This is a genomic window from Thiovibrio frasassiensis (genome assembly GCF_029607905.1).
GTDB classification, from domain to species: Bacteria; Desulfobacterota; Desulfobulbia; order Desulfobulbales; family Desulfurivibrionaceae; genus Thiovibrio; species Thiovibrio frasassiensis.
Genome location: NZ_JAPHEH010000001.1, coordinates 1 through 25,109 on the forward strand (window position 1 = coordinate 1; position 25,109 = coordinate 25,109).

Sequence of the window (25,109 nt, forward strand, 5' to 3'; positions counted from 1 at the left end):
GACTTGCATGTGTTAAGCACGCCGCCAGCGTTCAATCTGAGCCAGGATCAAACTCTCCAGTTTAATATCTGAACAGGTTCCGAAGAACCCACTCTTCTTTATACCGAGATCTTGATCTCTTTAATGCAATAAAACTCCCCGAAGCCGAAGCTCCGGTTTCTTGGGGCCCATCTTTTACTTTCTTCACTATTCAGTTTTCAATGATCGCTGCGCCCCGGAAACCGAGGCTACCCAACGAGTGGGAAAAAAACAAGATAACCGAAACACCAGAGCCCGTCAAGATGTTTTATGACGTTTTTCTAACCCGCTCGTCTTGGTGTTGGGTTATCGTTCGGGGGCCAAAATAGCCGAAGAGCCACCCCTTGTCAACAGCAATAATGCGGAAATATTCAAAAAAACAAACACCCAGAGAACATGCGCCGTAACTCCTTGATTTTCTGCGACGCCACCAAAAGCAAGCCGCAGGTCCTGCCGGGATTCTGGATGGCTGCGCAGTTATTCAGGCACCCAGAATTCGGGTTATTGCCCAAAAAAAAGATCATACCCCCCCGGAGTGCCCGTTGATTTGCTTACTGATACGTGAGGCCATGCACGCAGCGCCAAAACCGTTATCAATATTAACAACCGCCACCCCAGGAGCACAGCTGTTGAGCATGCCCAAGAGCGCGGCAATACCTCCAAAACCTGTTCCATAGCCAACACTGGTGGGCACCGCGATAATGGGTTTATCCACCAGCCCCCCAACTACACTGGGAAGAGCTCCTTCCATGCCGGCGACAACGATCAATATTCCTGCCTTCTCGAGAAGGTCCCGCCGGGAAAGCAGCCGATGAATTCCGGCCACCCCGACATCATAGAACCGCTCAACCGTATTCCCCAAGCAACGCAAGGTTACATAGGCCTCTTCCGCCACAGGGATATCTGAGGTTCCGGCGGTAAGCACCAAAACCAGGCCTGCCCCCCCATCACCCTCCGGCGGTATTGCTGCCAACTGCGCAGTCAACATCCGAGCGGCTTCATGATACACAAGCCCAGGAAGCTCCAGGCAAACCGCCGCCCCCTTAGCATGACTCACCCGCGTTGCCATAACCGCAGGAGAAAACTGGAGCAGTTTTTTTAATATATCCGCGATCTGACTGGCGTTCTTATTTTCACCATAAACTACTTCCGGCACCCCTGTCCGCAACCGCCGATGATGATCGAGATGCGCACAGGAGAGCATCTCGGCAGGAAAATTCTTCAATTCCGCCAAGGCCTCGGCAACAGTGCTTCCCCCGCAACTCACCTTTTCAAGAAGTTCCTGTATCTTTTTTTCGTCCATCACGTCAAACCCGACACCTTATATAGATATGAAAGGGGCACAATCGTAATCCACGCCTGTACCGCAACTACCTCTTGCCTGAGCATACAGCATCCGGTACAGTAACGCACTTCGATACAGTCTCCGGCATATTTCCATACAATCGTCTATTCCCCATAGGATTCCTGATGCCAGCAAAAAAACAAGCACATACCCCCTTAAAATCCTGGATCCGAATCACCATCACCGCCAGCGAGACCATCTCAGACCCCATTGCCGATTTCATCTGCGAGCAGACCGGCGGAGTGGAGCAGATTCCCATCGCGGCAACCAATCCGGCCCAGGAACAGATTGTCGGCTATCTGGAAAATACCCCCCAAGCCACCGAGGTGCTGAAAACCATTACCGACTACCTCGCGGAACTCGCCTTCCTCAACCCTGGAGAGGAAAACACCCGCCTCGCGACAGAAATCGTTCCCGATGAAGACTGGAACAAAACCTGGAAGGAAGGCTTCAAACCCCTACCGATCACAGCCCACCTTGTCATCAAGCCCACCTGGGAATCATACCAGCCCGGCCCCGGCGAAAAGATTATCGAAATGGATCCGGGCATGGCCTTTGGCACCGGCCATCATGCCAGCACCAAGCTGGCCCTTGAATTCATCGAGGCGCTTTTTCACGGCCATGAAACCGCCCCGAAAACCGTTCTCGATGTCGGCACCGGCACGGGCATCCTGGCCATGGCCGCCGCTCTTTTTGGCGCCCAGGAGGTGTTGGCCATCGACAATGACCCGGAAGCCGTGGCGGTTGCGGAGGAAAACATCCTCCGCAACAACCTGTTTCCCATCATTAAAGCAAACGATGTTACCCTGCAAGACATCCCACAACAATTCGATCTGGTCATCGCCAATATCATTCATGATACCCTCATTGAACTTGCCAACGCCCTTGCCGCGCATCTGGCCCCAAACGGAAGGCTGATCATGGCAGGGATCCTGACCGGACCCCAGACGGACAATATCCGGGCCGCCTATACCGCTCTTGGCCTGACACATCAAGAAACCAAGGCAGAAGGGGAATGGAGCGCTCTTCTCTTCGCCCGGCCATAAACACCCATGAGCCTCCGTCGCTTCTTCATAAACCCAGCAGATATCACCGGAGAAACCGCGCAGCTGACGGGGCCGGAAGCCCATCACCTCCGGAACGTCCTCAGGCTTTCCCCCGGCGATCCCATTACCTTTTTTGACGGAACCGGCGCACGCTACCAAGCGCTTATCAAACAGCTCCACAAAGATCGGGTGACCGCGACCATCATCGCGCAAAGTCATGATCTTCCGCCCAAGGTCCGGCTCCATCTGGGCCAAGCACTGCTCAAGGGCCAGAAAATGGAGCTCATCCTACAAAAGACGACGGAGATGGGGGTTGATACCGTCTGGCCCTTTTACTCGGAACACGGAAGCCACAAACCGCAAAGAGAAACACAGGCGGAACGTTGGCAACGCATCGTTCTTGAGGCCTGCAAGCAATGCAATCGGGCCAAACCACCGGAACTCCATGAACCCAGAGAATTACCCGATCTCATAAGCCACCCCCCGCCTTGTGACATACGACTGATCTTCTGGGAAGACGAAAGCAAGCACACATTGCATGAGGCGCTTGCCACTCCGAAAAACAATTACCGCTCGGTATTTTTCCTCCTCGGACCGGAGGGAGGGTTCAGCGAGGCAGAGGTTGCCTGCGCCCGACAAGAAGGTTTTACTCCGGTCTCCTTAGGACCGAGGATTCTGCGGGCCGAAACGGCAACCCTTGCGGCAACAGCCATCTTGCAGTTTACCCTGGGCAACCTCGACCCGGTTCCCTCCGGAAATCTGGAGTAGACCTCATGCGCGCCGTTGTCCAAAGGGTTAGCCAAGCCTCTGTTCATGTCGATGGAGAAATCTGCGGCGCCATCGGGCCGGGACTCCTTGTTCTTCTCGGCGTAGGGAAAAATGACGCGGAGCAAGATGCCGCGCTCCTGGCCGACAAGATTGCCAATCTCCGCATCTTTGAAGACACCCAAGGGCTCATGAACCTTTCGTTGCTTGAAGTGCAGGGCGAGATATTGGTGGTTTCCCAGTTCACCCTATTCGGCGACTGTCGCAAGGGAAGGCGCCCTTCCTACTCCACGGCCGCGCCACCCGCTGAGGCAGCGCATCTTTACGAACAGTTTATCCGCGAAATCCGCACAAAAAAAATCACCGTGGCCACTGGCAAATTTCAGGCCATGATGGACGTAACCTTGGTAAACAACGGGCCGGTAACCCTGCTCCTGGACACAGAGAAACAATTCTAGCCACAGGTGCTCATCCCCATCTCCCCATATTTTGTAACGCCTGCTTTACAAGCGATAGAAATATAGCTATATAAGTTTACAAAAGACCAGCCAGACGCAAGACGCAATTCACGCCCGGACATTTTTTGGTTGTACAGCAGCAAGGAGTTTTATATGCAGGAGCTTTGGTCCGACGACCCAAAGGTCGTCGGAGAAGAAATAATCAGGATTGTCGGCCAGCGCATCCCGGTAACCCTTTTCCAAAAGGGGCTGAATCCGCAAAAACTCACACCTTCCGAGATCTTCATCAAAGAGGGGGCGAGACTTCTTCTGCTTGCCAAAGAGAGTCCTTTTCAGTCTCCCCAAGACCCGTGCCTGCTCCTGTATCAACACCAGAATCAGCCCATGCGAGGATTCCACACCTCTCCCATGCTGGAAACCAGCAGCGAACTGGGAGTACTCTTCCCCTCCTCAATTATCACCATCCAGCGGAGAAAATATCCCCGCTACGTGACAAGTCCCCGCTCCGTTGCCACCTTCACCCGCAAGGCAAGCCAGTATCTCAATCACGGCATCATAAAGAATATTTCCATTGAGGGGGCACGGGTGGTGGGGAAATTTTCCCAACACATCCAGAAGGGGGACAAACTCAGCCCGCTCAGCATGACCCTCCGCTTAAAATTTGGCGATTTCGAAGAAAAAGCTACCGCACCGGAAGCCATTGTCCGACGAATCACCGAAATTGACCAGGAAACCCGGGAATTCGGCGTTCATTTCACGCTGAAGGGCACTGATCGGGAAAACCTCGAACGCTACCTATCCATTTGCTCCATCGAAGATTCCCCGCCAAACGCGACCTGAGCCCCTCAGCTCCATCCTCTTCCTTGCAGTTGCGCATGCTCGGGATAGTCACTGCATACGCCCCCTGCGTGAAAGATTCCGCGTCCAAGAAGCTTACTGGAACGTCAATGTAAAACGATAAACAACAGCTTTCGCGCCCAATTTGCCTTACCTATGGGCTTTCCGCCAGAGGGCAAGCAGACGCGTGCGCAACTCCGCATCAACGATAGCCCCGATCAACCGCTCAAAACCTTTCTGCTCCTCCGGGTCAACCGGCTGCGGAGAGGCAGGCGGCTGCGGGCTGCGAACAACCATCTTTTCCTCACCAAGGGCGGCGTCTATCTGAAAACGGATATCGCTTATTTTCTCAGAGCCCCCCACCTTCGCATTAATATGCTCGAGCAGCATCTGCTTTTGCAGATGCAGCTGCTGCATCCAAACCGAGTCGGAAACCGCGATCCACAGCACCGTGCCGCGAATCACCTGCGGTGCGGTGCGTTCCGCAATCTCAGCACCGACAACCTCCGGCCAGTTCCGAAAAACGGCGTGCAGGGCCAAACGCTTGTCCCATTGCCTTTTCTTGAAAAGCTCGGCAAACAGCGAATCTATCCGGATGATTTTTTCTGGAACAGCCATGGTAATTGTGCCTGATTGTGTGTAATTTAGTTCCTTGATTGTAAACAACCCTTGCCGCATTGCAAAGAAATCATTATATACTGCTCACAAATTTCGGTCATCTCCTGACTACTCTTTTTATTGAACCATACAACAAGGACTTTCCATGGGCTTTCGCTGTGGCATCGTCGGCCTGCCCAATGTCGGCAAATCGACCATCTTCAACGCTCTCACCTCCGCAGGCATCGAATCGGCCAATTACCCGTTCTGCACCATCGAACCCAATGTGGGCATGGTGCCGGTACCCGACGCCCGACTCGATATCCTTGCCGAGATGGCCAAAACCAAGGTCAAGGTCAACGCCCAGATGGAATTCGTCGATATCGCCGGTTTGGTGAGCGGAGCCAGCAAGGGCGAAGGGTTGGGCAACCAGTTCCTGGGCCATATCCGCCAGGTGGACGCCATTGCCCACGTGGTCCGCTGCTTTGAAGACGACAACATCGTGCATGTCGACGGCAGCGTCGATCCCCTGCGCGACCGAGAGGTGATCAACACCGAACTGATCCTCTGCGATCTGGACACCGTGAGCCGGCGGATGAACAAGACCGCCTCCCAGGCGAAATCCGGGGACGCAGCCTTCAAGGCGCAGCTGGTTGTTCTGGAAGGGCTGTACGGACTGCTCAATGACGGCAAACCGGCTCGGGCCGCCCAACTCGACGATACGGGCGAAAAACTGATGAAGGAGCTCTGCCTCCTCACCGCCAAACCCGTTCTCTATGTGGCCAACGTCAGCGAGGCGGAGATCAACACCGGCAACCAGTGGGTGGATGCACTCCGCAAGGCAGCTGCGGCGGAAAACGCTTCCGTGGTCATGATCTCCGGGGCGATAGAAGAGGAACTGAGCGCCCTGAGCGTGGACGAGCGCCAGGATTTTCTGGCCGATCTCGGCCTTGAGGAACCCGGGCTGAACCGTTTGATTAAGGCCGGCTACGAACTGCTGGGCTTGATCAACTATTTCACCGTGGGCGAAAAGGAAACCCGGGCCTGGACCATCAAGCGCGGCACCAAGGCCCCGCAAGCCGCAGCAGTGATCCACACCGATTTCGAACGCGGTTTTATCCGGGCCGAGGTCATCTCCTACGCGGATTTCGTCGCTTGCGGCGGCGAGGCCAAGGCGAGGGAAAAAGGGCTGCTGCGGTTGGAAGGCAAGGAGTATGTGGTTCAGGACGGCGACTGCATGAATTTCCGCTTCAACGTGTAGCTCGGGGCACAAGACTATGATCAAAACCAATACGGAGCAGCTGGTCTGCCAGTCGGTGATCGGGGAAATCACCTCGCCCCAGAGCGGGATCAATCCCTACCGGATCAACCCGGACGGACATTCGGACGTGTACCCAGGGGTGGGCGGCATCACCTACAACCTGCGGATCGGGGATCTGGCCGGGGAGAAATTCGGCGACCATGTGGAGCCCGCTGTTTCCATCAGCAACTTCACCCAGATCCAAGGACAGCCCGGACCCAACCGGGCCCTGAACCAGTTTTCCTGCGTGGGCAATAGCGCCAAGGTGGTTTCCGGCGACGCCAAGGGCGAAACCGGCCGGGTAACCGGCAAGCATGGCGGCATCGAACATGTGCTGGTGGATTTTTCCCCGGAGATCCTGGAACGCCTCACCATCGGCGATAAGATCCAGATCAAGGCGTACGGTTGCGGCCTGAACCTGCCTGATTTCCCAGGGATCAAGGTAATGAACCTGGACCCGGGCCTAGTGGCGGCAATGCCCTTAAGGAAACTCAACAACTCCAGACTGCAGGTGCCGGTGACCCATACCATCCCCGCCAAGATCATGGGTTCGGGCATCGGCGCCTCCCACAGCCACAGCGGCGACTATGACATCCAGATGTTCGACCAGGGGATTGTTGAGGAATACGGCCTCTCCGACCTGCGTTTGGGGGATTTTGTCGCCATCCTGGATGCGGACGCCACCTATGGTCGGATCTACAAAACCGGCGGCGTGGTCATCGGCATTGTCGTCCACGCCAGCTGCGTGCTGGCCGGGCACGGACCTGGAGTGATGATCGCCATGACCTCGAAAGAGGGGTTGTTGGTGCCGCAGATCAGCGCCAAGGCGAACCTGGTCACCTATTTTGCCAAGATGAAATAAACCCAAACACCAAGCAATAAGACAAAAAGTATATTTTGATCCGTGCAACTGCCACAAAAACAAGAGGATATCCCATGAACAACACCGACCAACTCAAGCAGCTGCTGCTGGCCAAATCATACCGCCATGGGAAGTTCACGCTCTCTTCGGGCAGGGAATCGGATTTTTACATCGACGGCAAACAGACCACTCTGTCTGCGGAAGGCGCCTATCTTTGCGGCAAGCTGATCTTCGAGATCATCCGCAACAACCCGCAAAAGATCGATGCGGTGGGCGGCATGACCCTGGGCGCCGATCCTCTAGTCACGGCGGTTTCGGTGGTAAGCCATCTGGAGCAGGCCCCCATTCCCGCCTTTATCGTCAGAAAGGAATCCAAGGGCCATGGCACCGGGCAGTACATTGAGGGGTTGAGCAACATGGTTCCGGGCTGCACCGTTGCCCTGCTGGAGGATGTGGTCACCACCGGCGGTACCCTGCTCACGGTAATCGAGCGGGTGGAGGCGGCTGGGTTTAAGGTCGGCTTGGTGGTGACCGTGGTGGACCGACTGGAAGGCGGGGCCGAGGCATTGGCCGAGAAGGGCTACCGGCTGGAAGCCATCTTCACCCGGCACACCCTGCTGCAATAGGACTGAAAAATGGCAATGCAGTGCAAGCAATGCAAGGGCAGGCTGGAAGTGTCCCGGTCCTGCCGGAGGATCCGGATGCGGTGCCAAAAATGCGGCCACGAATACCAAGTCCACGAGGTGGCCGACCAACTGGACGAGGAGACCGAAGAGATCCTCTCCCGCTGGACCTGCATCATCTACGACTGAAAGGCAAGCATTACACCTTTTGCCTTTCAGCTCTCACCTTTCCCTCGGTTACCACTCCAAGCGCAGCACATTATCCAAGGCGTCGACCTTGGCCACCCGCACGGTCGTGACATCCCCAGGCTTTGCCGACACGGACTGACTCGGCGGCATGTCCGCATCCAAGAGACAATCAAGCAAGGTCAGGTTGATCCGTTTCGGCCCCTTATTAACCAGCAACGCCTCAATCCTCCCCCCGACCTTCTGCTCCAGATACCTGAGCAGCCAGTAACGGTGCCGCGTGCGCCGCACCTGATTGACCTTGGAGAGCACCTTACTGATATCCCCGGCAACCCCTGCAAGTTCGTCCGCGGAAAACATCGCGCCCCGGCCACTGAGCAACTGTTTGATCTGATGCTGCATGACCAGATCGAGAAACCTCCGGATAGGGGAAGTAACCGTGGTGTACTGCATGGCGCCGACCCCGCTGTGGGGCTTGGGATAGACCAGGAGCTCGCCTGGTTTCAACTGCTTGCGCTGCCGGAAAATGGAGAAGAGATCCTTCTCCCCCCCACCGATCAATCGCTGATGGGGCTCGTCCTGAGCCCGGAAAAGGCCGGGCGCTTGACGATCCGCGACAAATTGGGCGGAGAGGGTGTTGGCCAGGACCATGAACTCCGCCACCAGACTGCGGGAGATGGTATCCACCGGGGAGAGGGCCACCGCAACCTTCCCTTCCGCATCAATACTGATATTCACATCCGGCACCGGCAGGAGCAGCGCCCCTTTTTCAATGCGCCGCTGCTTGAGCTGTTCGCTGAGCCGGGCAAGCGTTTGCAACTCCCAGTCGCCGCCCGCCACCAATCTTTCCGCCTCGGGGTAGCTCAACTGCCGCTTCACCGTAACCAGACTCGGGATTAGATCGAACTCCACCACCTCGCCCTGGGGGGAGAGCAGAACCATGGCACTAACAGCCGCCCGTGCTTTTCCGGCGACCAGACTGCACACCCCCTCCGAGAGCGATCTCGGCAGCATGGGGATCTGGGTCTCGGGAAAATAGAGGGAGGTCATCCGCCGGGCCGCTTCTTCGTAAATGGGGGTCCCAGGCGCAACGTAATGGGCCACGTCGGAGATATGGATACCCACCAGAAAATTATCGCCGCGCCGCTCGATATGCAGGGCATCGTCATAATCACGGGTTGACTCGCCATCGATGGTGAGCAGAGGCAGCTCCCGAAAATCCCGCCGGTTCCTGCCGACCAGTTCCTCGGCCACGGGCTCGGACACTTGGGCGGCAGCGGCAATTTCCTCGGAAAAGTCAACCGGAATGCGATACCGGAGCAAGGCCACATTCTCATGGGCTTGCCAGACTCCGGCCTTGATCAAAAGATGGTAGACATCATGCGGACCGGTGAGCCCGGCTTTTTTCAAAAGCTCCCTGGCAAGCTCGCTCTCTTCGGCCTCGCTGCCAAAAAGATAGTAGTCCCCCAATAGGCTGAGGCAGCGATCGCGCTCCTCCCATACCGCTGTGCTCTCCCCCTCCCAAAGATGCTTGAGCCCCATGGCCCCGGTGCTCATTAGGGCCTCCTGCTCCCTTTCCCTTTCCTGTTTCAGACGGAGCGCAGCAACAGCCTCCGGGCTATGGGCAAGGACCAAACCTTCCTTGTATTTAAAATAAAGACGATCCACAAAGATGGAACGGAGAAAGGCGGCGACATGATTATCCGTGGCATCCTCGCCAAAGGCCAGTTCGGCAAGGAACGCAGGGCTGAAATTGCCCCCTTCCTCTTCGCTGGCCAATTGCCAGATCTCGGCCAAATCGATCTGACCCACCATGGCTTGGCGGACCTGGTCCGCCTCCTTGAGCAGCCGGAGCTGTTCATCCCGGTTGAGGGAAAGAGCATGGCGTTTTGCGGATTGGTGCAGCACGCGCGACAGGGGGAGATTCACCTCCCTGCCGTTTTGATTGATAAGGCGCAACCGCTTGCTGTCCTCGTCAAGAACCATGGCACAGATAAACCTGCCCTGCTCCATATATTCAATAATTGCGCCCAGCAAAGCCATGTACTATTTCCTTGTAATATTAAGAACGCGCGCCGAACTTTTATCCGAAATTCATTGGGAAAAATTCGAGGTGCACTGTTGATTGATAGCGGGGAGAAACTGGCCAATGTGTACCAGCTATTCCGGGGGTTGTCATCTTTTTCCGTGGCCGCAAATAAGAGAGAGGGTGCGGAAAATCAGGAAAACTGGTATGTAATTATGTGTTTTTCCCCTATCAACACACACGAGCGCAACCGCACCCATGAACAGCTCCCCAGAACAAGTCAAATCAGGCGTTGTCGCCCTCATCGGGCCGCCCAACGTGGGCAAATCCACCCTACTGAACAGCCTGCTCGGCCAGAAGATCTCCATTGTCTCGCCCAAGCCCCAGACCACCCGCAACCGGATCCTCGGCATCGTCAATGGCCCGGACTACCAGATCGTTATGCTGGACACCCCCGGCATCCACAGGGCGAGAAGCCCCTTAAACCTTGAGATGGTAAAGATTGCCCTCGGCAGCTTGGCCGATGTGGACGCCATTATTTTCATGGTTGACGTTACCATGCCCTTGCCGCATACGGGCAATACCCCGACCAGCTGCCTGGATGGCATCGACAAACCGGTACTGTTGCTGCTCAATAAGATGGACCTCATCGACAAGGAAAAGCTGCTGCCCATCATCTCCACCTACAAGGAGCTGTACCCTTTCCATACCATCCTGCCCCTCTCGGCCAAGGCGAGCGACGGCATCGACTTGGTGATCCAGGAGCTCTGCCCCCTGCTTCCCACCGGGCCGCGTCTCTATCCCGAGGACATCCCCACCGATGCCACCGAACGGTTCATTGTCGCGGAGATTATCCGGGAAAAGATCTTTTTACAAACCGGCCAGGAAATCCCCTATTCAACCGCGGTGACGATCGAGAGCTTCAAGGAAAACACGGCCAAACAATTGATCACGATCCATGCCACCATCTACGTGGAAAAGGATTCGCAAAAAGGGATCATCATCGGCAAGCACGGCAGCAAACTCAAGCAGCTCGGCCAGGCCGCCCGAAAAGACATCGAGATCCTCCTTGACCAGCACGTGCTGCTCAAACTTTGGGTGAAGGTGCAAAAAGATTGGACCAGCGACCCGCGATTCCTGAGGGAGCTTGGTTTTTAACAGCGCAAAAAAAAGGGGGCGATTCCTGAGAATCGCCCCCGTGCAACCTTTCTATTTTTTTACAGTTCAGACAACCACGTTTATCCCGCGTGAGCGCTGTTCCGTCCGGGCTCTTTGTTCCTGGGGCTGTCTTGCCTGGGGCTCCCGCCTTTCCGACTCGCGCACCGATTCTTCCGGCCCGGCCTGGTCCGCGGCTTGCCCTGCCTGGGTAAGAGCCCTGGAGGCCTGTAGGGCGGCAGCGGAAATCCTGGCAACGACATCGGGAGAGGCCTGACTGGTCTGACCGGACTCCGAGCGGTTGTTTTTTGATTTCTTTTCTCCTTCCGATCCGGCGTACGGAGAAACAGGCCGCTCTGTCCTTACATTGGTCTGTACTGAAGTGGCGCTGGGATCTATAGGCATTGTTCTTCCTCCCGTGTGCATAAACAACTCTTTCTTTGTAACGGCGCGGACAAAGTGCCAGCGGATAGTTACATTTATATTATACAATAATTATTATTAAAGGTAAAGCAATCCATCATGGGCAAATAAGACAATCCCGCCCACCACCCAGCCTGAATTCTCGTGCTTTTTCCCAAGCATCCTCTTGAATAACCCTGTAAAACGATATATAAAACACAGCTTGAATACGATCTGTCCGCAATGCAAAGCCTGTTCCGCGTTGCTCATTTTTTTTTGCAAGGAGAATATCATGACCGAGGTCCGAGTACGCTTTCCACCCAGCCCGACCGGCTATCTCCATATCGGCGGAGCCAGGACCGCCATCTACAACTGGCTGTTTGCCCGCAAACACGGGGGAAAGCTGGTCTTGCGCATCGAAGATACGGACACGGAACGCTCCACCCAAGAGTCCATCCAAGGAATCCTCGACGGCCTGGAGTGGCTCGGGGTAACTTGGGATGAAGGCCCCTACTTTCAGTCGGAATATGCCAAGGAACATGTGGCTGCAGCGCAAAGACTCCTGGCCGACGGCAATGCCTACAAGTGTTTTTGCAGCAAGGAAACACTCGAGGCCAAACGGGAAGCCGCCGCCGCAGCCAAGGGTGACTACCGATACGACGGCACCTGCCGCAAACTCAGCGCCGAAGAGGTTAAGGGAAAAGAAGCACAGGGTCTCCCCTATGTTATTCGCTTCAAGGTGCCGCAGGAACCGGGCAAGGTCGGGTTTGACGATCAGGTCTATGGCCGGGTTGAACGAGCCTATGAGGATATCGAGGATTTCGTCATCGTCCGCTCCAATGGGTTGCCCCTCTATCTGCTCTGCAACGTGGTGGACGATATCCGTGACCGCATCACCCATGTTATCCGCGGCCAGGACGGCTTAAGCAACACCCCGCGCCAGATCCTGCTTTACCGGGCCTTGGGCGCAGAGTTGCCGATCTTCGCCCACATGCCGCTCACCCTTGACCTGAACAAGGCAAAGATCTCCAAGCGCAGCCACGGCGAGATTGTCTCGGTGCAGTTTTACCGGGAACAGGGGTTTCTTCCTTGGGCTTTGGCAAATTTTCTTGTCCTGCTCGGCTGGTCCACCCCTGACGACCGCGAGATCTTTTCGCGGGAAGAGCTCATCGAGGCCTTCGATCTTTCCGGCATCACCCGCTCCAACTCCATCTTCAACTACCGCAAGGACGATCCCAAGTTTTTCACCGATCCCAAGGCGATCAACATCAATGGTCATTACCTGCGTACCATGCCCATCGAGGAGATCGGCGCCCTGGTCAAGGTGGAGTTCCAAAAAGAAGGGCTGTGGGATGCGGCCTACGATGGCGAGAAAAGAGCCTGGTTCCTGAAAACCCTGGACATGACCAGGGAGCGATTCCACACCTTGAAGGATTTTGCCTCCCTGGGCCGGGCCTGGTTTGCCGATGATTTTGTCATGGATGAAACAGCCCTTGCTAAAAATGTCCTGAAGCACCCGGACCTCAAGGAATGGCTGCCCAAGCTGGCCGACCGCTTCGAAGCCCTGCCGGAACTCAGCCACGACGAGACGGAACGGGTCTGCCGGGAGTTTGCCGAGGAACTCGGCGTTAAGGTGGGGGTGCTGGTCAACGGCGCTCGGGCGGTGATCACCGGCCAGGTAAAGGGCCCGAGTATGTTCGAGGTCTTTGCCCAGATCGGCAAGCAACGGGTTGTGTCCCGACTGCGAGATGTGGCAAAATACTTCGTATAAAACAGCCACGGCAGAACAAAAAAAATGCTTCTTTCCTCTTCTGCCGTGGATTTATCGGCACTGCTGCCGATGACTGACACGTGACCAAAAACTATACGGGAAATAAACACATGACAAGCGACGAAATTCAGTCAAAGGACTTCATTCGCACCATCATCGCCGACGACCTTGCCACCGGCAAGCACGACCAGATCGTCACCCGCTTCCCGCCGGAACCCAACGGCTATCTCCACATCGGCCATGCCAAATCCATCTGCCTCAACTTCGGCATCGCCAAGGAAAACACAGGGGCCCGCTGTCATCTCCGCTTCGATGACACCAATCCGACCAAGGAAGAGCAGGAGTATGTCGAGTCCATCAAGGACAATGTCCGCTGGCTGGGCTTTGACTGGGGAGAGCATCTCTACTTCGCCTCGGATTATTTCGGCCAACTCTACGAATACGCCGAGCATCTGATCACCACCGGCAAGGCCTATATCTGCGATCTTTCCGCCGAAGAAACCCGCAGCTACCGCGGCACCCTCACCGAACCAGGCAAGAACAGCCCATACCGGGATCGGCCGGTTGCCGAAAACCTCGATCTGTTCCGTCGCATGCGGGCCGGCGAATTCCCCGATGGCACCCGGGTGCTCCGGGCAAAAATCGATATGGCCTCGGGCAACATGAACATGCGCGATCCGGTGCTTTACCGCATCCTGCATGCCAGCCACCACCGGACCGGCAACACCTGGTGCATCTACCCGATGTACGATTACACCCATCCCATTTCCGATGCGCTGGAAGGGGTTACCCACTCGCTCTGCACCCTGGAGTTTGCCGACCACCGACCGCTCTACGACTGGACCCTCGACAACCTGCCTGCCCCTTGCCACCCGCGGCAGATCGAATTCGCCCGCTTAAACCTGAGCTACACCGTGGTCAGCAAACGCAAGCTCCTGCAGCTGGTCAACGACGGGCATGTTTCCGGCTGGGACGACCCCCGGATGCCGACCCTCTCGGGCATCCGCCGCCGCGGCTATACCCCGGCAGCCCTGCGCAGCTTCTGCGATAAGATCGGCGTTGCCAAAAAGGACAGCGTGGTGGATATGGCCCTGCTGGAGCACTGTGTCCGTGAGGATCTCAACGAAAGCGCCGTCCGGGTCATGGGGGTGCTGGCTCCGCTCAAGGTGGTGATCACCAACTATCCGGAAGGAGACACGCAAAATCTCACGGCCCAGAACCACCCGCAGAAGCCGGAGCTGGGGGAACGCCAGGTACCCTTCGGCAGGGAGGTGTATATCGAACGGGAAGATTTCATGGAGGAGCCGGCGAAGAAATTCTTCCGCCTGGCTCCCGGACGGGAGGTGCGGTTGCGCTATGCCTATTTCATCAAATGCGAAAAGGTGGTCAAGGACGAGGCCACCGGCGAGATCCTCGAACTGCATTGCACCTATGACCCCGAGACCCTGGGAGGCTCCGCCCCGGATGGCCGCAAGGTCAAGGGCACCATCCACTGGGTCTCTGTTGCCCATGGAGTGCCTGCGGAGGTGCGCCTCTACGACCGGCTCTTTACCGAAGAAAGCCCGGATGCCGGGGAGGCCGACTTCAAAACCTTTGTCAATCCGGAATCCCTGGTAGTCCTGAACAATTGTCTGGTCGAACCAAGCCTGGCCAAGGCCCAGCCCGGCAGCCATTACCAATTCGAACGGCAGGGCTATTTCTGCGTGGACAGCAAAGATTCCAAGGATGGCCGCCCCGTGTTCAACCGGACCGTCACCTTGCGTGACACCTGGGAAAAAGAGAAGGCGAAAGGATAAAGACAATCGGTTCAAGGGGGGAAAAAAACGGCTGACGCGGGAATTCCCCCCTGCGTCAGCCGTTTTTTCGTTCAGCCTTGAGCGAGACGGTACAACTCGAAAATTTCAGCGTGTCCCCGCGACAAATTCTTCGTACAAATCCACTTCATGGCGGGAGCCGATGACCAGCGGCACTCGCTGGTGCAAAGATGTTGGCTCAATATCCATGATATTCATCCCTTCATCGGTAATGGCACGTCCTCCGGCCTGTTCCACCAAAAACGCCAAGGGCGCTGCCTCGTAGAGCAACCGCAGCTTGCCATGTGGCTTGGCCGGATTCCGGTTATCGCGCGGATAGAGAAAAATTCCGCCGGCAATGAGATTGCGGTGAAAATCCGCGACCAGGGAACCGATATACCGGGCACTGTAAGGCCGCCCGGTTTCCTTATCATTTTCCTTCAGATAATCGACAAACCTTTGCACCCCATTATCCCAAAAGTTGTAATTCCCCTCGTTGACACTGAAATACCTGCTCCGCTCGGGGATCCGGATATCAGGATGCGACAGGTAGAATTCACCCACGCTGGGATCCAGAGTAAAGCCGTGCACCCCCTCTCCGGTGGTAAAGACCATCATGGTACTGGAACCGTAGATGATATACCCGGCAGCTACCTGCTCCCTCCCTTTTTGCAAGAGATCGGCTTCATCGCCCTGGGGGGTGAGATCGTTGGCGGATATGCGCCGATGGATGGAAAAGATGGTGCCGATGCTCACATTGACATCGATATTGGATGAGCCGTCCAGCGGATCAAAGGCCAGGGTATATTTACCCGCGCTCCCCTCGGCCACCGGAATGATATCCGCCTCCTCCTCGGAGGTCATCACACAGACATACCCGCACCGGGCCATACGGCGCTTGATGGTATTATTGGCCAGATCATCAAGCTTCTGGACATGTTCGCCCTGGATGTTCGTCTTCCCGGCCATCCCCAAAACATCCGCCAAGCCAGCCATATTGACTTCGGCGTTGATCGTTTTGGCAGCCACGATCAATTCACTGAGCAGACCGGAGAGATCACCGGTTGCCTCGGGATGCAGGCGCTGGCTGTCCATAATATGTCGGCTTACGGTAATTCCATACGGCTTACTCATTTTGCTCCCCACACAGGATCAGATAAAAGGTTCAGCACGGTGGCTGGGTTGGTTGGGCGCATGCCCAGTGGAATACTACGGAAGAAACCCTTCCGGGTCAAACAAAAAGAGTCTGCCCGGGGGCAGACTCTTTTTGTTTTGAACTCCTGAGACAAATATCAGGCAAACATCTGGCCGACCTTCGCCTTAAAATCATCCTTGGAAAAAGGCTTGGTGATAAAATCCGTCACCCCTGCCTGCCGGGCCAGTTCCGCCTGGGTTTTTTCCGATTCGGTGGTTGCCATCAGCACCGGAATCGCGGCCCATTCCGCCTTTTTTCTGATCTCCCGGGTCAGTTCAATGCCATCCATATTGGGCATGTTCATATCGGTGATGATCAGGTCAAACTCGCTATCTATCTGGAGATAATCAAAGGCCTTTTTCCCATCTTCCACCGTGACCAATTCCATGCCGAGATCAGCAGCAACACCCTTATAGAAAAACAACATGGCCTTGGAGTCATCCGCGGCAAGAATGCGTTTCTCTTTGGCTCCGACATCAGCGAGGCTCAAGAACTGAATGTCCTTGGCAGCTTGCTCCCCGCCGATCTTGGCAAGTTCCGCCCGAAAAGCGCCGATGGCCTCATGATCGCCGGATTTCCGCACGGCGGAAAGCAATGTGCCACGCTGCCCACCATCTTTATAGAGAGCGGCAAAGAGCTGTCGGGCGTGGGAGGTAATAAGGGCGGAAAGCACTCGCCCGCTTTGGGCGTCACCCCTGGCAATGGTCTCGTTCAAAACCTTAACGACCCCGGGGTTGCATTGATGATCAAGGGCGGTCATCACGGCAATGAGCACAAGATCGTCCCCTTCGGCAAGACCATCGGTCAAACCGATCACACTGCGCATGGAGCTGATCCGGCCCAACGCCTCATAAATGGCAAATTTCAGATTGGCGTCCCCGGCACTTTCCAGATGGGCAACCAGGATGTCGGCGCCCCGTTTTTTCCCGGTCATGCCGATAACATTGGCCGCCATGATTTTTTCGTCTTTATCCCCGGTTTCAAGACATTTTTCCAGATCGGGCAGGATGTCTTCCCCCATTCCGGCAAGGGTGGAGATGACAACCCGCCGAAACGAAGGATTGCCATGATGGATAAAGCCGATGAGAAACCCGGAGGTGGTCTCGACGGGGAAACTGGCGAGGTTTTCCACCGCCAAGGCGGTACGTAAATCGCATCCGACATCAACGCTCTGAACCTCCCTGCTCTCGGAAACCAGAGTCATCAAAGCATCACAGACTTTTGGGTCATGCGTACCGGTAAGACCGCGCATGGCCCAGGCAACAACGGAATAATCCTCATGTTTGAGATAAGGCAGCAAAATTTCCGTTAAACCGCCTTCCTTATAGTTGACCAAAGCCCGAATGACCTCGGAGATCACCTCGCTGTCCGTTGCGGAACCAAGAAGCTTTACCAGGGCATCCTTAAGAAGGTAAGAGCCGCCGTCGGCAGCCCGACGAATACAAAGAAGACGGACAGCCTCTGATTCATGGGCCAAGCCAGCGATAATCTCCTGCTCCCGCCCGGCAAGCAAATCAAAAAGGGTATGATACACCATCTCATCAACCGCCTGATCACCAAGGGGGTTGGCATACATATTCAACAGGGCCGGGATGGCTTCCACCAACCTGGACTCCTTGATCTCATCCAGACAGATGATCTGTTCGATCATATCTTTTTGAGCAAAATCATTTAAGAGATCCATGGTGCTCCTTCTCGCACGTTATCTTTAGGTCGCTTGCCCAGACCGTCCAAATAAAAACTGTCTGTTTGCTTCATTGATATACTATTACACCGGGTCTCATTTTAGAATCTTTTTTTTATTTGCCCACAATCATGGGAGCAATTCTCGCAAGGGGAAGAATCTTCTCCACCCCGCCAAGGGCGATGGCCTCCTTGGGCATGCCGAAAACCACACAAGACGCCTCGTCCTGGGCGATGGTGTAGGCCCCGGCCTGATGCATCTCGGCCATCCCCCGCGCCCCATCATCGCCCATACCGGTCATAATGACACCGATGGCATTTTTCCCAGCATAGCGGGCGGTGGAACGGAAAAGCACATCCACCGACGGCCGATGCCGGCACACCAAGGGGCCGTCCTTGATCTCCACGAAATACCGGGCGCCGCTTCGCTTCAGCATCATATGCCGGTTGCCTGGGGCAATAAGGGCCTGACCGCGCAACACGGTGTCGCCATCCTGCGCTTCCTTGACCCGGATCTGGCAGAGCCCGTTTAAGCGCTCGGCAAAAGCGCGGGTAAAGCCCTCGGGCATGTGTTGGACAATGACAATGCCGGAACAATCGCCAGGCAGCGCTTCAAGAAATATCCGCAGGGCTTCGGTGCCCCCGGTCGAAGCGCCCACCGCCACCACCTGTTCCGTGGTCTGCATCATAGCCTTGAGCGGAGGCGGGGCCATCATGACATCGGCGGTGAGTTTTTTTTCTACGGGATGGGGCCTAGCGGCAATACGCTTGACCATAACTCTGGATGCAGCCTTGACCGCATCACAGATCCGAATCCTCGATTCCTCGATGAACTGCTTGGTTCCAAGCTTTGGCTTCTGAATGATATCGATGGCCCCATACTCCAAGGCCTTGAGCGTGGTTTCCGCCCCTTTTTCCGTGAGAGTGGAGCACATGACCACCGGGATGGGATGCTGGCTCATAATCTTGTGCAGAAAGGTGATCCCGTCCATCCGCGGCATCTCTACATCCAGCACGATGACGTCCGGCACCTCTTTGGCGATATAATCCGCAGCAACGTATGGATCTCGGGCCGCCCCCATCACCTCGATATGCGGATCCGACTCAAGTGTATCGGTCAATGTCTGCCGCACTACCGCGGAATCGTCAACAATCAGAACCCTAATTTTTCTTCCCATCGCTTCTCCCTAATCAAATGATCGTGGGATACGTCTCAGCAAAACGTCTCCGGTATGGGTATAGAAAAACAGCTTGCAGCCATGCACGCCGCCCACCTTTTCCACCGAGACGGGAACGTGGTAGCGTGCCAAAGCCTCCCGTGCCGCCGTGATATTCATCGAACCAATGCTCCTGCCATCGGTCATCGGGCCGAAACGGACATCAAGAACATCCGCGCCGCCAAAGATCTTAGCCACCAACCCGGCGTTGGGACACAAAACATCGCCGTGGGTGAGAATCTCAACCATGTACCGCACCGAAGTGTCCACAAAGCGAAAGCTGTCCTCGATCTTCAGATCAGAGCGGACCGGCATCACCCCATGGCACATGGCGCCGGTTTTCTGTTTGGGACAAAACAGGCACACCGAGACACAGGAGCCAAGAAGGGTGGTGATCAGGGTCGGCTCCTGGGCGACAAAGAGCTCGCCGGGATGCAGGTTCACCACAGGAAGATCCGTATCCAGAAGGTTCTTCATTTACAACACCGATACACCGCCGCCGCAACCCGTTCCATTCGGTCGCCTATGCCTTCCAGGGTTTCCGAATGCCCGGTGAAGAGATACCCTTTGGGAGAAAGCTGCCGATAAAATTTTTCAAACAGTGCACACTGGGTTTTCCGGTCAAAATAGATGATTACGTTGCGGCAAAAGATGAGATCCATCTTCTGCTCAATGCCGAAATCGCGGTCCATAAAATTAAGCCGCTTGAACTTTACCTTGCGCCGGAGCTCCGGGACAACCCGATGAAATCCCTTGTGCGAACCTTTTCCCCGCATCAAATACTTGTTGCGCAGCATCAGGGAAACCGGGGCCACCACTTCATCGGTATAGACCGCCTCTTCCGCCTTGGCAAGCACCTCGGTGCAGATATCCGTTGCCAAAATGGAATAATCAAGGCCCGGATATTTGGAAAAAAATTCCTCCAGGACCATGGCCAGGGTGTAGGGCTCCTCTCCGCTGGAACAGCCAGCGCTCCAGACCCGAAGGATTTTGTGGGATTGATGGGTCATCCGCTGCACATAGTCGGGGAGGGTAATGGTGTTCATCACATCAAAATGCTTTGCCTCCCGAAAAAAATCGGTCTTATTGGTGCTGACCACATCGATCATATGGCACAGCTCCTGGGCCTGACCATCGGGGCTTAGTACGTAATCGAGATAGGCGGAGAAGGAATCCAGGTGCAGCTGCCGTAACCGCTTCTGCAACCGGGCGGAAAGCATGGTCTTTTTGATGGGAGGCAGCTTGATGCCGCAGGTTTCGTAAATGAAGGCACTGAAGCGATTAAAATCCCGATCGGACAAGACCGGCGAATGCACGGCCCTGTCCCCCGCTATCCCCTGATTTCCAAATAATGTCATGCGTTCCCCAGATTCAGCTTTCTGACGGCTATGCTTCCGCGCCGACAGATTCTTCGGGGTTGGCGGCAACGGAGTGGGTCGAAGCGATGCTGTCTATTTCCCGCAGGGCTGCTTCGCCCTCACTGGCCAAAACTTTGTCGATATCGAGAATGATCAAAAATTTCTCCTCGCTCTGCCGTCCCATGCCCTTGATAAACTCAGTGTTCAGGTTGGTTCCCATTTTGGGAACAGACTCGATGTCTTCCGGATTCAGATCAAGAACCATCTGCACGGAGTCGGTCAGCACCCCCATCTCCACCAGGTTGGCATCCACCTCCAGCTCCACGATCATGATGCAGGTGTTCTTGCAATACTCAATGCTGCCCATTCCCAGCTTCAAGCCGAGATCCATAACCGGCACCACATTGCCGCGCAGGTTGATAACTCCACTCAGATACTCGGGCATCCGAGGAATCCTGGTCATGGTGGTGACATCAAGCACCTCCCTGACCTTGGAAATTTCTATGGCAAACCCCTCCTCCCGAAGCATGAAGGTGAGATATTGCGTGGCCTGCGACTGAACCGTTTCCTTTTTTGCACTCATGTTTTCTCTCCCATGTGCTTTTTATCCGCCAGATCCAGCCCCAGCCCAACAACGGAATCCGACAGCCTAATATCATTTCTTCAGTTGATAAGAGTGTTATGCTCTTCCTGACGAGCGCATTGCATCACATTGGTCACGTCAAGGATCAGGGCAACATGCCCGTTGCCCAAAATTGTCGAGCCGGAAAGCCCGGTGGCATGCCGGTACACCCAGCCAAGTGATTTCAAAACCGTCTGGTGCTCTCCCACCACACCGTCAAGCACCAGTCCGAATCGCTCGCCGTTGATTCGGCTGATCACCATCTGTTCCCGCACAGGTCTTTCTCCGGGAATGGCAAAGAAGTCCCGCAGCCGCACATAGGGCACAAGCTGATCCCGCACCGGCAGCATCCGCCGATTATGGAACCTGGCGATATCCTCCATGGTAAGCTCCACACACTCCTCCACCTGGGAAAGGGGCAGAACAAAATGCGTTTCCCCGGCCTTTACCAGCAGACCGTCAATAATGGCAAGGGTCAGAGGCAACATGATGGTGATCGTGGTGCCCTGCCCCTTAATGCTGTGGGTCACGGAAACTGATCCCTTGAGGGCGTCAACCGTGCTTTTCACCACGTCCATGCCCACCCCGCGACCGGAGACGCTGGTAACGGTCTTGGCCGTGGACAATCCCGGCATAAAAATGGTATTCCATATCTCCTGTTCGCTCGGTTCCGTGTCGGCACGGAACAGCCCTTTTTCCATCGCCTTCTGCCGAATTCTTTCCGCATCAAGCCCCTTACCGTCATCGGTAACGGTGATGACGACATTGGCCCCGGAATGGTGCGCAGCAAGAGAAATCGTGCCCTTGCGCGGCTTTCCTGCCCGCTCCCGCTCCTCCGGCAACTCGATCCCATGGTCGATGCTGTTCCTAATCAAATGGACCATGGGGTCGCCCAGTTGGTCTATCACATTCTTGTCAAGCTCGGTCTCGGCCCCCGCAGTGACCATGACCACTTCCTTGCCAAGCTCGGCGGAAAGATCCCTGACCAGCCGCTTGAATTTCACAAAGGTGGTACCGATGGGCAGCATGCGGATGTTGAGCACACAATCCCGCAGTTCGGCGGTAAGCCGCTCCACCTCTTCCACCGGCTCGACAAGCTCGGATTCCTTGTGCTGACTGGCAACCTGGGTAAGTCGGGCCTGGGTGACAACCAATTCACCCACCAGATTGATGAGCTGATCCAGTTTTTCCGAGGCAACCCGGATACTTTCCGCACCCTTGGCAACCGTCGCCTTTTCCTTGGATTCCCGCACCAGTTTCTGTTCGGCAAGCGCTGCGTCGACACTGGTGCGCGAGACAAGCTTCTCTCCAACCAGCAGTTCCCCCAGAGGCTTCTGCCGGTCAAGCACCGTTTTCAAATCCTCGGCGGAGATTTCCCCCTGTTCCAAGAGGATCTCGCCAAGCTTCTTGTGCTCTTCCAGCTCCTCCTCCCCTTCCACGGCAAGGACCGTCACCGTAACCCTACAGCTGGACTCGGCAAACACCAGCACATCCTCGATGGCGTTGACTCCCTTGTCGGTGGTAAGGAGGATGAGAGCGCCGCCATCCTCCTGCTCCGCATCCATAAAGGCCGTGCTTTCCCCGAGCGTGTCAAGCTCGGCAAGCAACGCTTCCATGGTACTGCCGCCGACAAAAAACTCAGGGGTCGGCTTAACGGAAATGCGATAATGGCTGCGCCTTCCCAGGGTGGGATCTTTTTCCTCTTCAGAAACCTGCGGAGCAGAAGCCGCTTGCTTGGCAAGCGGCATGCCGCCGCCGACCAGAACCTGCAATGCAACAATGATCCGCTCCCCCTCGGTGGGGTCCGCTTCTCCACCGCCGGTCGCGGCATCGAGCAGGGCACGGATATGATCCCTGGAGGCCAGGGTCAAATCGATCAACTCCGTGCTCACCGGCACCGACCCGTCCCGAACCTTGTCCAGCGCAGTTTCCACATGATGGGTGAATCCTGCAATGTCATCAAAGCCGAACATCGCCCCAGAGCCTTTGATCGTGTGCATCGCCCGAAAAACGCGGCTCACTATCTTGAGATCGGCCGGATCCTTCTCCAACTCCAGCAGAGAGGTTTCCAGCTCCTCAAGGAGTTCACCCGCCTCTTCTCGAAAAATTTCAGCGTATTCAGAATCCGCCATGGTCTACCCCTTTCCTGTTCAGCAGTATTTCACAAACATCGCGGTTAATAACGTTCAAATTCATTGGAATCATCCAGGGAGATTTTCTTCCCACCCTCTTTCCTGCTGCCGGCTTTCTCCTCATGGTAGCCTGCTCTTTTGCCAGCGGGCAGGGCCAGGGCGACGCGTCCAGGCTTCCGGTAGCCGCTAGCCCCCCCGGCGGCAATATGCGTTTTCACCCCGGCTTCATCCACCTTAAAGAAACCAATGGCATCCTGAAGCTGAGCTGCTTGGGCGGTCAATTCCTCGCTGGTTGAGGCCATCTCCTCGGCAGCCGCACTGTTGGACTGGATAACCTGATCAAACTGGTCGATGGCCTTGGTATTTTCCTCAATCCCCCGAGCCTGCTCATTGGAGGCGCCATCTATCTCTTGGACCAATTCGGCGGTTTTCTGGATCTGGGGGATAATATCGTTGATCAGCCTGCCGGCGTTGGTAGCGGTGGCCACACTGGCCGAAGCAACCCCCTTGATCTCCTGGGCCGAAACCTGACTGCGTTCCGCAAGCTTGCGCACCTCGGCGGCGACCACAGCAAAACCCTTGCCATGTTCCCCGGCCCGGGCCGCCTCGATGGCGGCATTCAAAGCCAACAGATTGGTCTGGCGGGCTATCTCCTCAATAAGCTCGATCTTCTCGGCGATATGCTGCATGGCTTTTACGGTTTCTGCGACCACCTGGCCACCGGCCTCGGCATCAATCGCGGTCTTACTGGCAATGGCAGAGGTTTGCCGGGCATTGTCGGCGGTCTGGGCAACAGTGCTGGCAAGTTCCTCCATGGAAGAGGATATCTCCTCGACCGAGGCCGCCTGCTCGCTGGCGCCCTGGGAAACCTGTTCCGAGCTGCTGCTCAACTCCTGGCTGCCCGCCGCGACCTGATCCGCCGCACTACGCACATTCTGGATAATCTCCCGGAGTTTCAGTACCATGGCTTCCAAGGCCTCGGCCAACTGCCCTATCTCATCCTCCTTGTTGCCTTCCATCTTGGTATGGGACAAATCGCCATCGGCAATCCGCTGGGCAATGCCGACCATCTTGCCAAGGGCCGAAGCGATCCTGCCGGAAAAAACAAAAGCCAGGATTATGGTAAAAACAATAATGGCGCTGCCCAAAATAATACTGACAATATTGGCCAGCTTGATGGTGGAAAGCGCATTGGCAATACCGTTTGTCGCCTCATTCTCCATCTCCTCCTCAATCCGGTCCACCCGCTTGCCAAGCTCCTCGGCTGCTGCGTCGAACTCATCCATCGCCTTGGTAGCCAGAGCCAAATCCCCTTTCACATAGAGCTCTGCGGTGCGCTTGCCTTTTTCAAAAAGTTCCCCGAACCACTTCTCGGCCTCCTCAATCTCGCTGCGATTTTCAGGATGAAGCGCCTTCAGCGCTTCGGCATGTTCCCGAAAGCGGACGGCATGCTCCGCGGCATCCTTGTGGGCTTCGGCCAGCGACTCGGCGCTGCGCACCGCGCTGGCGTCGGTGAATATTTCCTGCACCAGGAGCATCTCAAGCTTGATGTTCATGGCCAACTCGTTGCCGCCATACCCCTTGTCCCTGGCCTCTTCCACGCTGCTGGTCACCCTGCCCTGAAAAAAGCCGTTCACCAAGAGCTGGATCACCAGAACCAGACAAACCCCGCCAAAAGCGAACAGCATCTTGTTTCTGATATTCTTTTTCATTTACGC

Annotated in this window: 23 protein-coding genes and 1 rRNA gene; 11 read left to right on the top strand and 13 right to left on the bottom strand. The window is 55.8% G+C overall.

Annotated elements, in window-relative coordinates; genetic code table 11:
• Together OLX77_RS00005 and larB are read right to left on the bottom strand one after the other, a co-directional pair.
• A 16S ribosomal RNA gene (locus tag OLX77_RS00005) occupies positions 1-63 on the bottom strand; the annotation flags it as partial.
• Between the two features lie 475 nt (positions 64-538).
• Positions 539-1,321 (bottom strand): nickel pincer cofactor biosynthesis protein LarB, encoded by a 783-nt coding sequence (gene larB / locus OLX77_RS00010; protein WP_307634050.1) that lies wholly within the window; start codon positions 1,319-1,321, stop codon positions 539-541.
• Positions 1,322-1,488: 167 nt separating this feature from the next.
• On the opposite strand from larB, the gene OLX77_RS00015 reads away from it, so the two are divergent.
• The 4 genes from OLX77_RS00015 (at position 1,489) to OLX77_RS00030 (ending at position 4,472) form a co-directional block, all read left to right on the top strand.
• Complete coding sequence (locus OLX77_RS00015) at positions 1,489-2,409, top strand: 50S ribosomal protein L11 methyltransferase (protein ID WP_307631523.1); 921 nt, start codon at positions 1,489-1,491, stop codon at positions 2,407-2,409.
• Between the two features lie 6 nt (positions 2,410-2,415).
• Positions 2,416-3,177, top strand: a complete 762-nt coding sequence (locus tag OLX77_RS00020) for a 16S rRNA (uracil(1498)-N(3))-methyltransferase (RefSeq protein WP_307631524.1) — start codon at positions 2,416-2,418, stop codon at positions 3,175-3,177.
• A 5-nt stretch (positions 3,178-3,182) separates the two neighbouring features.
• Complete coding sequence (dtd, locus tag OLX77_RS00025) at positions 3,183-3,632, top strand: D-aminoacyl-tRNA deacylase (protein ID WP_307631525.1); 450 nt, start codon at positions 3,183-3,185, stop codon at positions 3,630-3,632.
• A gap of 153 nt (positions 3,633-3,785) precedes the next feature.
• Positions 3,786-4,472, top strand: coding sequence for a PilZ domain-containing protein (locus OLX77_RS00030; RefSeq protein WP_307631526.1), 687 nt, complete (start codon positions 3,786-3,788; stop codon positions 4,470-4,472).
• Between the two features lie 147 nt (positions 4,473-4,619).
• On the opposite strand, the gene OLX77_RS00035 is transcribed toward OLX77_RS00030, so the two are convergent.
• Positions 4,620-5,087, bottom strand: coding sequence for a DciA family protein (locus OLX77_RS00035; protein WP_307631527.1), 468 nt, complete (start codon positions 5,085-5,087; stop codon positions 4,620-4,622).
• A gap of 145 nt (positions 5,088-5,232) precedes the next feature.
• Here OLX77_RS00035 and ychF point away from each other — a divergent pair, with 145 nt between their 5' ends.
• The 4 genes from ychF (at position 5,233) to OLX77_RS00055 (ending at position 8,040) form a co-directional block, all read left to right on the top strand.
• Positions 5,233-6,327: a redox-regulated ATPase YchF gene (gene ychF / locus OLX77_RS00040; protein ID WP_307631528.1), complete on the top strand. Its 1,095-nt coding sequence runs from the start codon at positions 5,233-5,235 to the stop codon at positions 6,325-6,327.
• 16 nt (positions 6,328-6,343) lie between these two features.
• The gene (locus OLX77_RS00045; RefSeq protein ID WP_307631529.1) at positions 6,344-7,228 is read left to right on the top strand and encodes a DUF4438 domain-containing protein; all 885 of its coding nucleotides are present in this window, start codon (positions 6,344-6,346) and stop codon (positions 7,226-7,228) included.
• Between the two features lie 74 nt (positions 7,229-7,302).
• On the top strand, positions 7,303-7,854 hold the full coding sequence (gene pyrE, locus OLX77_RS00050; RefSeq protein ID WP_307631530.1) for an orotate phosphoribosyltransferase: 552 nt from the start codon (positions 7,303-7,305) through the stop codon (positions 7,852-7,854).
• Positions 7,855-7,869: 15 nt separating this feature from the next.
• Positions 7,870-8,040 (top strand): dual CXXC motif small (seleno)protein, encoded by a 171-nt coding sequence (locus tag OLX77_RS00055; RefSeq protein WP_307634051.1) that lies wholly within the window; start codon positions 7,870-7,872, stop codon positions 8,038-8,040.
• Between the two features lie 48 nt (positions 8,041-8,088).
• On the opposite strand, the gene OLX77_RS00060 is transcribed toward OLX77_RS00055, so the two are convergent.
• Positions 8,089-10,080 (bottom strand): ribonuclease catalytic domain-containing protein, encoded by a 1,992-nt coding sequence (locus OLX77_RS00060; RefSeq protein WP_307631531.1) that lies wholly within the window; start codon positions 10,078-10,080, stop codon positions 8,089-8,091.
• 241 nt (positions 10,081-10,321) lie between these two features.
• Here OLX77_RS00060 and era point away from each other — a divergent pair, with 241 nt between their 5' ends.
• Positions 10,322-11,221, top strand: coding sequence for a GTPase Era (gene era, locus OLX77_RS00065; protein WP_307631532.1), 900 nt, complete (start codon positions 10,322-10,324; stop codon positions 11,219-11,221).
• Between the two features lie 66 nt (positions 11,222-11,287).
• Here the strand turns inward: era and OLX77_RS00070 are convergent, their stop codons facing one another.
• Positions 11,288-11,623: a hypothetical protein gene (locus OLX77_RS00070; RefSeq protein WP_307631533.1), complete on the bottom strand. Its 336-nt coding sequence runs from the start codon at positions 11,621-11,623 to the stop codon at positions 11,288-11,290.
• Positions 11,624-11,912: 289 nt separating this feature from the next.
• On the opposite strand from OLX77_RS00070, the gene gltX reads away from it, so the two are divergent.
• Positions 11,913-13,391 carry a glutamate--tRNA ligase gene (gene gltX / locus OLX77_RS00075; protein WP_307631534.1) on the top strand — a complete coding sequence of 493 codons (1,479 nt, stop codon included), beginning with the start codon at positions 11,913-11,915 and terminating at the stop codon, positions 13,389-13,391.
• 110 nt (positions 13,392-13,501) lie between these two features.
• Positions 13,502-15,187: a glutamine--tRNA ligase/YqeY domain fusion protein gene (locus tag OLX77_RS00080; protein ID WP_307631535.1), complete on the top strand. Its 1,686-nt coding sequence runs from the start codon at positions 13,502-13,504 to the stop codon at positions 15,185-15,187.
• Between the two features lie 105 nt (positions 15,188-15,292).
• On the opposite strand, the gene fbp is transcribed toward OLX77_RS00080, so the two are convergent.
• From fbp to OLX77_RS00120, 8 genes are all read right to left on the bottom strand, one after another.
• Positions 15,293-16,318 carry a class 1 fructose-bisphosphatase gene (gene fbp, locus OLX77_RS00085; protein WP_307631536.1) on the bottom strand — a complete coding sequence of 342 codons (1,026 nt, stop codon included), beginning with the start codon at positions 16,316-16,318 and terminating at the stop codon, positions 15,293-15,295.
• Between the two features lie 158 nt (positions 16,319-16,476).
• Positions 16,477-18,063, bottom strand: a complete 1,587-nt coding sequence (locus OLX77_RS00090; RefSeq protein ID WP_307631537.1) for a response regulator — start codon at positions 18,061-18,063, stop codon at positions 16,477-16,479.
• A 115-nt stretch (positions 18,064-18,178) separates the two neighbouring features.
• A complete protein-coding gene (locus OLX77_RS00095; protein WP_307631538.1) occupies positions 18,179-19,240 on the bottom strand; it encodes a protein-glutamate methylesterase/protein-glutamine glutaminase in 1,062 nt (353 codons plus the stop codon).
• A 9-nt stretch (positions 19,241-19,249) separates the two neighbouring features.
• Positions 19,250-19,756 (bottom strand): chemotaxis protein CheD, encoded by a 507-nt coding sequence (locus OLX77_RS00100; RefSeq protein WP_307631539.1) that lies wholly within the window; start codon positions 19,754-19,756, stop codon positions 19,250-19,252.
• A complete protein-coding gene (locus tag OLX77_RS00105) occupies positions 19,753-20,637 on the bottom strand; it encodes a CheR family methyltransferase (RefSeq protein WP_307631540.1) in 885 nt (294 codons plus the stop codon). The genes OLX77_RS00100 and OLX77_RS00105 overlap by 4 nt, the downstream gene beginning before the upstream one ends.
• 28 nt (positions 20,638-20,665) lie before the next feature.
• Positions 20,666-21,220: a chemotaxis protein CheW gene (locus OLX77_RS00110; RefSeq protein WP_307631541.1), complete on the bottom strand. Its 555-nt coding sequence runs from the start codon at positions 21,218-21,220 to the stop codon at positions 20,666-20,668.
• An 80-nt stretch (positions 21,221-21,300) separates the two neighbouring features.
• Positions 21,301-23,391, bottom strand: a complete 2,091-nt coding sequence (locus OLX77_RS00115) for a chemotaxis protein CheA (RefSeq protein WP_307631542.1) — start codon at positions 23,389-23,391, stop codon at positions 21,301-21,303.
• A gap of 44 nt (positions 23,392-23,435) precedes the next feature.
• On the bottom strand, positions 23,436-25,103 hold the full coding sequence (locus OLX77_RS00120; protein WP_307631543.1) for a methyl-accepting chemotaxis protein: 1,668 nt from the start codon (positions 25,101-25,103) through the stop codon (positions 23,436-23,438).
• Between the last annotated feature and the right edge of the window lie 6 nt (positions 25,104-25,109).

Excerpts from the sequence above, each read along its gene's own strand:
- OLX77_RS00095 (WP_307631538.1), bottom strand. The coding sequence starts at position 19,240 with ATGGGAAGAAAAATTAGGGTTCTGATTGTTGACGATTCCGCGGTAGTG.
- OLX77_RS00030 (WP_307631526.1), top strand. The coding sequence starts at position 3,786 with ATGCAGGAGCTTTGGTCCGACGACCCAAAGGTCGTCGGAGAAGAAATA.
- OLX77_RS00060 (WP_307631531.1), bottom strand. The coding sequence starts at position 10,080 with ATGGCTTTGCTGGGCGCAATTATTGAATATATGGAGCAGGGCAGGTTT.
- OLX77_RS00070 (WP_307631533.1), bottom strand. The coding sequence starts at position 11,623 with ATGCCTATAGATCCCAGCGCCACTTCAGTACAGACCAATGTAAGGACA.
- gltX (WP_307631534.1), top strand. The coding sequence starts at position 11,913 with ATGACCGAGGTCCGAGTACGCTTTCCACCCAGCCCGACCGGCTATCTC.
- OLX77_RS00035 (WP_307631527.1), bottom strand. The coding sequence starts at position 5,087 with ATGGCTGTTCCAGAAAAAATCATCCGGATAGATTCGCTGTTTGCCGAG.
- OLX77_RS00110 (WP_307631541.1), bottom strand. The coding sequence starts at position 21,220 with ATGAGTGCAAAAAAGGAAACGGTTCAGTCGCAGGCCACGCAATATCTC.
- OLX77_RS00120 (WP_307631543.1), bottom strand. The coding sequence starts at position 25,103 with ATGAAAAAGAATATCAGAAACAAGATGCTGTTCGCTTTTGGCGGGGTT.
- larB (WP_307634050.1), bottom strand. The coding sequence starts at position 1,321 with ATGGACGAAAAAAAGATACAGGAACTTCTTGAAAAGGTGAGTTGCGGG.
- OLX77_RS00045 (WP_307631529.1), top strand. The coding sequence starts at position 6,344 with ATGATCAAAACCAATACGGAGCAGCTGGTCTGCCAGTCGGTGATCGGG.
- pyrE (WP_307631530.1), top strand. The coding sequence starts at position 7,303 with ATGAACAACACCGACCAACTCAAGCAGCTGCTGCTGGCCAAATCATAC.
- dtd (WP_307631525.1), top strand. The coding sequence starts at position 3,183 with ATGCGCGCCGTTGTCCAAAGGGTTAGCCAAGCCTCTGTTCATGTCGAT.
- ychF (WP_307631528.1), top strand. The coding sequence starts at position 5,233 with ATGGGCTTTCGCTGTGGCATCGTCGGCCTGCCCAATGTCGGCAAATCG.
- OLX77_RS00055 (WP_307634051.1), top strand. The coding sequence starts at position 7,870 with ATGCAGTGCAAGCAATGCAAGGGCAGGCTGGAAGTGTCCCGGTCCTGC.
- OLX77_RS00080 (WP_307631535.1), top strand. The coding sequence starts at position 13,502 with ATGACAAGCGACGAAATTCAGTCAAAGGACTTCATTCGCACCATCATC.
- fbp (WP_307631536.1), bottom strand. The coding sequence starts at position 16,318 with ATGAGTAAGCCGTATGGAATTACCGTAAGCCGACATATTATGGACAGC.
- OLX77_RS00015 (WP_307631523.1), top strand. The coding sequence starts at position 1,489 with ATGCCAGCAAAAAAACAAGCACATACCCCCTTAAAATCCTGGATCCGA.
- OLX77_RS00020 (WP_307631524.1), top strand. The coding sequence starts at position 2,416 with ATGAGCCTCCGTCGCTTCTTCATAAACCCAGCAGATATCACCGGAGAA.
- era (WP_307631532.1), top strand. The coding sequence starts at position 10,322 with ATGAACAGCTCCCCAGAACAAGTCAAATCAGGCGTTGTCGCCCTCATC.
- OLX77_RS00100 (WP_307631539.1), bottom strand. The coding sequence starts at position 19,756 with ATGAAGAACCTTCTGGATACGGATCTTCCTGTGGTGAACCTGCATCCC.
- OLX77_RS00115 (WP_307631542.1), bottom strand. The coding sequence starts at position 23,391 with ATGGCGGATTCTGAATACGCTGAAATTTTTCGAGAAGAGGCGGGTGAA.
- OLX77_RS00090 (WP_307631537.1), bottom strand. The coding sequence starts at position 18,063 with ATGGATCTCTTAAATGATTTTGCTCAAAAAGATATGATCGAACAGATC.
- OLX77_RS00105 (WP_307631540.1), bottom strand. The coding sequence starts at position 20,637 with ATGACATTATTTGGAAATCAGGGGATAGCGGGGGACAGGGCCGTGCAT.